This window comes from Aliiruegeria sabulilitoris, from assembly GCF_001558155.1.
GTDB classification, from domain to species: Bacteria; Pseudomonadota; Alphaproteobacteria; order Rhodobacterales; family Rhodobacteraceae; genus Tropicimonas; species Tropicimonas sabulilitoris.
Genome location: NZ_LOAS01000068.1, coordinates 1 through 5,398, shown reverse-complemented (window position 1 = coordinate 5,398; position 5,398 = coordinate 1). Strand labels below are relative to the sequence as shown.

Below are 5,398 nucleotides of genomic sequence, written 5' to 3'. Positions count from 1 at the left end.
GTATGACACGCGCTTTGAACCCTATTTCCGGCAGGGTTATGAGGCTTGCTGGGCTGCCAACAGATAGCGCTCTGGAGCGTTGCAACGCGTAATCTGATGCCGGCCCTCTGATCGGCATCAGAAACACTTGGGGGATATGATGCCATGAAACGCTTCCTTTTTCATCTATGTGCACATGCATCTGTTTCCACCCAAATCTGACGATGGTGCTTCTGGTAGCCATTTGACGATTCTTCGAAAGCTGAATGCCTCCTGCACAAAACAATTCAACAAGAAGGAACTGCGAAATGGGAAAAACAATACTCACGCTGCTTGTAGGTATCGTCGTCGGCGGAGCGGGCGCACTCTTCTTTGGCGGCGGTGCTTTGATGGGGGTTGGTGCGGGTGCCGGCATTGCCACCGGCCTGTCTGCCGGAATTTGCTCGACGGTTACCGCAGCAGAAGAGCTGGGTATCATGACCGCCGAACAAGTTGATGAAGTGCTGACCAAGGCGGCGCTGGATGCGACCGGACAGGCCAGTTTGACAGACGACCAGATGATCGTCGGTTCCATCGCTCAGTGCGAAGAAGTCATGACTAGCCTTCGTGAGAGCAACTAATCTGCCAGGATAGCGAGAAATGGTCCGGGTGCGTCGCGTGTCATGACGGCCCGGTACACTGCACGGCCAACGGAAATAGCTATTGAATACAGAGGGGACGACACGCTGATGCGGAACATTAAGAATGCAGCGATATTGGCTTCGTTTGGCGGCATCCTTCTTGCCACTACGGCGTTGGCGGACTGGACCTACAGCGGGCCTCCGTACCCCAATGCCACGATCCAGACAAACGACATGTCCCTTGAGGTGCAGTGCGACAGGATCAGGTTTGCTCCGGCCGGGTATGAGGATTCGCAGGATATCGTGCGAAAGAACGGCCTTTCCTTTCGTTTTCTGGTAAACGGATCGCAGGAAGTCGCTTCTTTCCAGATGGGACGCGAAAACTCGTTCGTCCAGATCGTGGACAACTATCCTGTCGAGATCCAGTTCAGCGACGAGGCGGATTATGCGTTCGTCCTCGACCAGATTGCCGCAAACGCCACCCTGAACCTGTCGATGGTCGATCAAGACGTCAGTTACGGCATTTTTGATCTCAAGGGATCGGGTGCAGCCATACAGTCGCTCCGGGCCGAATGCCGTGCATTGGACCAAACCTCCGCGCCCATGGAGGCACCAGAAGGTGTGGTCTATTGCGGCGGCGGTGGGATCAAACGGCAGATCGAGTTTGAGATCCTCGATGATGCCAGCGATGAATGGGACGCGCGCGTCACCGTGAACGGCGAAACGCAGCGGGCGATGACGGCCTACAGCTATTTCGGCAACTCCGAACCGGTCAAGGATTTCGTGGTTGCCTTGCTGGCAGAGGACCGGTCCGAGTTTCTGATCTTCCGCAATCGGATGGAAAACTGGCTGGAGTTCGGCGATTATCGGTACGACCAATGCAACTGATGCCGAGACCAGATACCGCGTCATGTGTCTCCTTCGGGATTGGCAGGATCTTGGCCGCAGCGCTTCTTGCGACAATAACGGCCCTTCCGGTGCCTGCCTTTGCTTCCGAGATATCGGAGCTTCCGGAGAAGCTTCAGAAAAAGGTCGTCCAGGCCCAACAGGCCTGCTCTGATTACGAAGACGGCCAGTTCTCACTGGAATGGGGTGCAGTCACGCGCGTAGATCTCGACGGGGATCTGAGACCGGACTGGGTACTGAACGAGATGTTCTTTACCTGCTCGTCCGCGGTGTCCCTATATTGCGGAACCGGCGGGTGCATGTCGCATTTCCTTGTCGGGGACGAGTTTGCCTCTCTGCTCAATCGAGCTTGGGATGTCGTGGATCTTGGTCCCAACCGTGTTCTACTGACAGACGTTCACGGGTCGCAATGCGGCGGGATCAATCCAACTCCATGCGTCACCGCAAGCACGTGGGACAAGGAAACGGCGCAATGGCGGAGCACGACAGCCGAGTGGGAATAGCTCTCGGGACGGACATTCCCAGATCGCACTGCGCCCCAGGACGGCGGGCGGGTAGAAGACAGGGGTAGTCTCATGCGAAGGTCGATTTTGATTTCGCTGGTGCTGTTGGGGATTGGGGCCGCACTCTGGGCGGGATACGCCTCTCAGGGATCTTATGTCGATACCGACGGTGTCTTGCGCGAACCATTTCATCTCCTGGCATTGGGGTGGTTTTTCGTGCTCGCGGGCGGGGCCGTGATGGTGTTTGCAGCCGGCGTTGCGGTGCTAAGTCGGATCTGGAGGCAGAAATGAGAATTCGAAATGCGGTGAACCCGATCCCAGCCACGACACCCAAAAACAAATTCACGGGATCGAGTAGCGTGCGATCGTTCGCAGCCGGATGCACCATGGCTTCAGGCCTCCTGGTTGCAGGATGTACAGAGCCGCCGGTTGAGGTTGCGATCAGCGAGCCGGATCCCGATCTCGTATTCGTCCGTGGCTACCGGAACCCGTCCGACGAATGCCAACTTGTTGGTGAAAGCGCGTTCACTGTCGAATTTCTGGATGACGCCTCCGATCTTGTAGCCTGCCCGACGGGAAGTTCGGCGATGGAGACGCTGATGGTGGAAACGGGAGCACAGATGATCACCCAGACGAACAGCTTGACGTTCTTCAGCTTGACCTACCGCTGAGTTTTGCGAGAGCACCGCGCTGGTGGTTCCGGCACAAGTGGCAGGTCATACCTCACCCGGGTTGGCGATCTGGTTGATTGGCATTGTGCGTCACTCAAATAACCCGGCCTCCGACGAGACCGGCACGGTTCTTACGAATTCAGGAGGTATCCCATGAAAAAATGCGCATATCTGACGTCTATTCTACTGGTGGCCTCGCTTGTCAGTCCGAATTTCGGTGCAGCCGAAACTCTAGATGCCCCTGAAGAAAGCGCCGAAGTCACGGATAACGAGTCTGTGAATACAAATAGTCACGATCTGGAAGGGGCCCTCGAACAGCTGTCAGCTCTTGCACCGCCACCTCGGCTCTCCGATCGGGAGCCTGGTCTGCACACAATCTCTTGTTTGCCTGGAACCGTTCGAAGCCCGATCGAAGTGGAGGGTGCGACCTATACCTGCGGTGTCCTTACCGTGCCGCAGAATTGGGGCAGCCCGGACGGTCGCAACCTCGATCTAGGATTTCTGGTGGCGAGGGCGACTGGCGAGACCCCGCAACCAGACCCTCTGATCTTTCTGGCAGGTGGTCCCGGTGCATCTGGCGTCCTTGCAGGAGATTTCGATAAATATGAGCGTGTACGGACTGAGCGCGACATCATCTTTTTCGACATTCGCGGTGTCGGAGTCAGTCAGCGTCTAGGCTTTGAAGAATGCCTCGTGCTGGCCCTCGAGAACAATGCCCCAGCCGACCAGATTAATGCCTTACAGGCAGCTGCAGTCAGGTTCTTGGCAATCGCAAATGGCGAGGCCGCTCCGTCAACTCCAGGCCTTTCTGACCTGGACCTGCCTCTTCTCAACGCCACTTGCTGGGAGCAATTTATCTCAAGGGGGATTGACCCCAACCAATTCACAACAGCTTCCAGTGCTCGTGACACGGTCGAACTGATCAAGGCGTTGGGCCGTGATGCTTTCAATATCGAAGGCGCATCCTACGGCACGCGTCTTGCGATGACGATTATGGACAACATGGCCGAATACGAGAATGCACCTGAACTTCGATCGGTTATTCTGGATTCGACGTTTCCGCCCTCTGTCTATCTGATCAGAAGCCTCGTGCGTTCTGACCACGACTTCATGCTGCAATTGTTGGATGAGTGCCAAGCGGATGCGGTCTGTGACGGAGCTTATCCCAATCTCGCGGCACGTCTCGCTGCGTTGCTGAACAGGCTCGAGAAAACGTCGCTCAGAGCGAACGGTGAGACGGTCACGATTGATGATGTCGTAGATCAACTCACTGATGTCACGAATACCCGGGCTGGGTTCATACCCAGAATGATCGCCGAATTGGAGCTAGGTGAATTGGATACCTATCTCGCCTTGCGCGCTGGAGAAATTGGTACCGCCCCGGCAGAACCCCTACCGGCGGCCGCTTTGGATCCAAGTGACCCGGTGCAGGCTTTCATAGCCGATGCGTCGGCCCTTCTTGATGATAACGCGGCAGCAGAATTTCGTGTCTACGTGAACATTGGACTGGTTCAGGAAGAGCCACTCCTGACGCTGCAGGCTATCATCGCGGAAGGCTTCCCCGGCGAAACCGGCGACCAGATGCTGGAGATGCTGCAAAAGCTGACCCGTCCGGACATTGCCGCGTCTCCCTATGTCGCGCAACAAATCGCAATCATGGCTTCTGCGGAAGGCACCCCAGAAATGCAGATGGCCAATATGCGTCTAAGCATTGCCGGTGGACTCCCGCATTTTCTGTTCAGCTCGATTCACTGCGCTGACGACATTCTGCATGAACGTTTCGAGGATGCGGTGAACAGCTACAACGACCTGCAATTACCGCAACTCGCCGATCTGGACATGTCGCGGACGCAGGCAGGTCGCTGCGAGAAATGGCCAATTTCCGCTGCACCCATTGAGGTCAAAGATCCGGTGAGTAGCAGTGTTCCGACGATAATCTTGCAGGGCGCTTACGATTTCCCCACACCAGTCTACATGGGGAGACGCGCAGACCGCGAGTTAGAAAGCAGCATCTTGGTCCTCATTCCGCAGCAAGGACATGGGACTTGGAATCACGCGGAGAGTTGCGTTGGGCGGATTGCCACTGGCTTTGTCCAGAATCCGGACGCGGAGATCGAACTTGGTTGTGTAGATGCGCGCGAACCGCAATGGGCACTACCTCTCGAAGGACAGCCGTAGGCGAAACTAGAACCCACCTGCAAGGCAACAAGCTCGCCTCATATTACTTCTCTAGGTGTTTCCTTCCAGAAACCTGCGGTGCCGGCGAAAGGCGGCTCCATGTGCGACGCATCGCTGCGGCGTATCAGCTTCAGGCTATGTGAGCGATCGTTTTTTCTTCTGCCGTAAAGGACGGATAGACGCGATGCCGCCACATGGGGTTTTTCGTACGCGCACGCAGCCTGCTCTTGCTGGGAATGCATCGAGCTCGTTCCGTCCCATTGCGGGAACGACGACGGGTAGCCGCTTTTTCGGAAACAGCTGGCGCTTTGTTCAGTTTGTGTGATTTAGTTGACGGCCATCGTTGCCGGTCAACTCAACGCTACCTCAACCGACAAATGCCGTTTTCTTCCATCAGCTGCACCCAAAAATCGCCCAACGTCGCCCAGTGCCGACATTTGAATTTCGCGAATTCAAAGGCTTATCGCGCAAGCGGCTGATTTTTCTAACATATTGGAATCAATGGATTATCGGCTCATAACCTGAAGGTCGTAGGTTCAAA

Annotated in this window: 7 protein-coding genes; 6 read left to right on the top strand and 1 reads right to left on the bottom strand. The window is 55.9% G+C overall.

Annotated elements, in window-relative coordinates; translation table 11 throughout:
• A partial coding sequence (locus AX756_RS26570; protein WP_231701179.1) for a hypothetical protein occupies positions 1-223 on the bottom strand: 223 nt, incomplete at its 3' end.
• Positions 224-287: 64 nt separating this feature from the next.
• On the opposite strand from AX756_RS26570, the gene AX756_RS24235 reads away from it, so the two are divergent.
• The 6 genes from AX756_RS24235 to AX756_RS24210 all read left to right on the top strand — a co-directional run bounded on the left by AX756_RS24235 (position 288) and on the right by AX756_RS24210 (position 4,857).
• Positions 288-599: a hypothetical protein gene (locus tag AX756_RS24235; protein ID WP_068318358.1), complete on the top strand. Its 312-nt coding sequence runs from the start codon at positions 288-290 to the stop codon at positions 597-599.
• Positions 600-641: 42 nt separating this feature from the next.
• Positions 642-1,487, top strand: coding sequence for a hypothetical protein (locus tag AX756_RS24230; protein WP_231701178.1), 846 nt, complete (start codon positions 642-644; stop codon positions 1,485-1,487).
• Positions 1,488-1,537: 50 nt separating this feature from the next.
• On the top strand, positions 1,538-2,008 hold the full coding sequence (locus AX756_RS24225; RefSeq protein ID WP_231701177.1) for a hypothetical protein: 471 nt from the start codon (positions 1,538-1,540) through the stop codon (positions 2,006-2,008).
• Between the two features lie 72 nt (positions 2,009-2,080).
• A complete protein-coding gene (locus tag AX756_RS26830) occupies positions 2,081-2,299 on the top strand; it encodes a DUF3955 domain-containing protein (RefSeq protein WP_068318348.1) in 219 nt (72 codons plus the stop codon).
• Complete coding sequence (locus AX756_RS24215) at positions 2,296-2,679, top strand: hypothetical protein (protein WP_156461679.1); 384 nt, start codon at positions 2,296-2,298, stop codon at positions 2,677-2,679. Before AX756_RS26830 ends, AX756_RS24215 begins: the two co-directional genes overlap by 4 nt.
• Before the next feature lie 153 nt (positions 2,680-2,832).
• The gene (locus tag AX756_RS24210) at positions 2,833-4,857 is read left to right on the top strand and encodes an alpha/beta hydrolase (protein ID WP_068318342.1); all 2,025 of its coding nucleotides are present in this window, start codon (positions 2,833-2,835) and stop codon (positions 4,855-4,857) included.
• Positions 4,858-5,398: the final 541 nt, after the last annotated feature.